3 protein-coding genes and 1 pseudogene are annotated in these 2,777 nt (G+C 70.5%); all 4 read left to right on the top strand.

Annotated features, from left to right (window positions below; translation table 11 throughout):
- The first annotated feature begins 83 nt into the window (after nucleotides 1-83).
- Nucleotides 84-254: a 50S ribosomal protein L32 gene (gene rpmF, locus G6020_RS06125; RefSeq protein ID WP_179525844.1), complete on the top strand. Its 171-nt coding sequence runs from the start codon at nucleotides 84-86 to the stop codon at nucleotides 252-254.
- Between the two features lie 195 nt (nucleotides 255-449).
- A complete protein-coding gene (locus G6020_RS06120; RefSeq protein ID WP_182610005.1) occupies nucleotides 450-1,133 on the top strand; it encodes a response regulator transcription factor in 684 nt (227 codons plus the stop codon).
- Nucleotides 1,133-2,524: an ATP-binding protein gene (locus G6020_RS06115; RefSeq protein WP_182610004.1), complete on the top strand. Its 1,392-nt coding sequence runs from the start codon at nucleotides 1,133-1,135 to the stop codon at nucleotides 2,522-2,524. The genes G6020_RS06120 and G6020_RS06115 overlap by 1 nt, the downstream gene beginning before the upstream one ends.
- 50 nt (nucleotides 2,525-2,574) lie before the next feature.
- A pseudogene (locus G6020_RS16720) lies at nucleotides 2,575-2,777 on the top strand (hypothetical protein); the annotation flags it as partial.

The raw sequence follows: 2,777 nt of genomic DNA, 5'->3' as shown, positions 1-2,777 counted from the left end.
TCCCGCCGCACCAAGTGAGCCGCGGGTCGGTGCTCCGCCGCCGACCCACACCCACACCCGAGACCTCAGAGGACGTAACAGTCATGGCAGTTCCGAAGCGTCGCCTCTCGCGCGCCAACACCCATTCCCGCCGCTCGCAGTGGAAGGCCGAGAACCCGGCCCTCCAGGAGACCAAGATCGACGGCCGCGCCGTGGTGCTGCCGCGTCGCCTGGTCAAGGCCGCCAAGCTCGGCCTGGTCGACCTCGACCGCTGAGTGTCGGTCGACTGATCGCCGAGACGAACTGAGCTCCGCGGCGCCCGCGCGTCGCACGCACACGCCCGGTCACGAGCCCGGTGGGTCCCCCCGGACCCACCGGGCTCGTCGGCGTCATCAGGAGCCGGCGCGGACCGCGCATCGGTCGCGGTATTCCTCAGCCGTGGTTCAGGCGGGTGCGGGAAACTTCCCGGTATGAAGATCCTCGTTGTGGACGACGACCAGGCCGTGCGTGAATCCCTGCGCCGTTCCCTCACGTTCAACGGTTATTCGGTGGAGCTCGCGGGGGACGGGGTCGAGGCGGTCGAACGGCTCGACGCGAACCGTCCGGACGCGGTGATCCTCGACGTCATGATGCCCCGCCGCGACGGCCTCGAGGTGTGCCGGATACTGCGGAGTCGGGGGGACGACCTGCCCGTGCTCATGCTCACCGCCCGGGACGCGGTGTCCGAGCGGGTGGCGGGCCTGGACGCGGGTGCCGACGACTACCTGCCCAAGCCCTTCGCGCTGGAGGAGCTGTTGGCCCGGCTGCGGGCGTTGCTGCGTCGTCGGGGTCCGGAGGCCGAGGACGTGGACGAGGTGTTGGAGTTCGAGGACCTGCGGATGGACCTGGCGACCCGCGAGGTCAACCGGGGGGAGCGCCGGATCCAGCTGACCCGGACGGAGTTCTCCCTGCTCGAGTTGCTCCTGCACCATCCCCGTCGTGTCCTCACCCGGAGCCACATCCTCGAGGAGGTGTGGGGTTACGACTTCCGCACGTCGGGGAACGCGCTCGAGGTGTACATCGGGTACCTCCGGCGTAAGACCGAGGGCGACGGCGAGAGTCGTCTGATCCACACCGTGCGTGGCGTGGGATACGTGTTGCGCGAGACGCCGTAGTGCGAGCCCGCACGGTGGGGTGGGGCTCCACACCGATCTCCCTGCACCAGCGGGTCACCCTGTTGGCGGCGAGTTCGGTGGGCGTCGCGGTGGCCCTGATGGCCGTCGCGGCGTACTTCGTCGTGTCCGGGTCGATGTACAGCGAGGTCAACAACCGGCTCCAGCAACAGGCCGACCAACTGGTCAACAGCCAGCTCGCGTCGGAGTTCGCCCTCCAGTCCCGGAGCACCCTCATCGCGCTGCGGGCCTTCAACCCCAATCTGGACGCGCAGATCGTCGCGCCCTCCGGTGTGCGGACGGCCACCGGCGAACCCTTCCAGATCGGCGGCCCCGAGATCGCCGTGGTCCGCGGCGAGACCGAGTCGAGCCTGCGGACGGCCGGGGGCAAGCAGATCTATGCGGTGGGGGTCCGCGACGGTTCGACACTCATCCTGGCGCAGGACCTGAGCCCCACCAGGGCGGCCCTCAATCGTCTGGCGATCGTCCTGACGCTGGTGGGTGCGGCCGGCATCGCGCTGGCGGCGGTGGCCGGTACGGCGGTGGGGCGCACGGGTCTGGCGCCGGTCACCCGGTTGACCAGGGCGGTGGAGCGGATCGCCAGGACCGACGACCTGCGGCCCATCCCGGTGGCGGGTGATGACGAGATCGCCCGGCTCACCGCCAGCTTCAACCAGATGCTCGTGGCGCTGGGGGAGAGCAGGGATCGACAATCGCGGCTCGTGGCCGATGCCGGGCACGAGCTCAAGACACCGCTGACCAGTCTCCGGACCAACGTGGAACTACTGATCGCCGCGAGCAGGCCGGGGGCGCCGACCATCCCGGCCGCGGACAGGGGGGCGCTCGAGGTCGACGTGATCGGTCAGATCTCCGAGCTCACCCAGCTGGTCGGGGACCTGGTCGAGCTCGCCCGTGAGGATTCCGGGGAGGTCGAGCTGGAGCCGGTCGCGGTGTCGGAGGCGGTCGAGCGGGCCCTCGAGCGGGTCCGTCGGCGGCGTCACGACGTGCGGTTCGACGTGGATCTGGCGCCCTGGTACTCGTTCGGTGACAACGCGGGGATCGAGCGTGCGGTGCTGAACATCTGCGACAACGCGGCCAAGTGGAGCCCGACCGGGGGAACGGTGACGGTCCGGATGAACCCGGTGTCGGAGTCGGTCGTGGAGTTGACCGTCGCCGACCAGGGGCCGGGTATCCCTGAGGAGGACAGGCAGCTGGTCTTCGAGCGATTCCACCGCTCGCGGGAGGCACGGGCGATGCCCGGTTCGGGGCTCGGGTTGGCGATCGTCCGCCAGGTGGTCACCCGGCACGGAGGCACCGTGGAGATCCATGACGCGGACGGTGGGGGCACCGAGGTGCGGATGACCATCCCCGGGTGTGAGCTCCCCCCGAACTGATCGACGGGGGACGCGGTCGTCTCAGCGGGCACACAGCGCGGTGAGGAACCATGTCGGATATGGAGAACGAGAACGATCGGGGCACGGGTGGTCCCCGGCCCGGCGACGAGTGGGCCTCGGGTCCGGGCGCGGGTCCGGGTGGATACGGTCAGCGGCCGGAGAGCCCGTATGGTCCCCGCGACGACGGTCGGCGACCGGGCCCGGCGGACGTCGGTCCGCCCCCTCCCGGTTCCGGGCAGCCCGGCCAGTACGG

Origin of the sequence: Dietzia sp. B19 (assembly GCF_014145155.1) — a bacterium.
Lineage (GTDB): Bacteria > Actinomycetota > Actinomycetes > Mycobacteriales > Mycobacteriaceae > Dietzia > Dietzia natronolimnaea.
This window is presented reverse-complemented; position numbering and strand designations above follow the sequence as displayed.

Excerpts from the sequence above, each read along its gene's own strand:
- rpmF (WP_179525844.1), top strand. The coding sequence starts at position 84 with ATGGCAGTTCCGAAGCGTCGCCTCTCGCGCGCCAACACCCATTCCCGC.
- G6020_RS06120 (WP_182610005.1), top strand. The coding sequence starts at position 450 with ATGAAGATCCTCGTTGTGGACGACGACCAGGCCGTGCGTGAATCCCTG.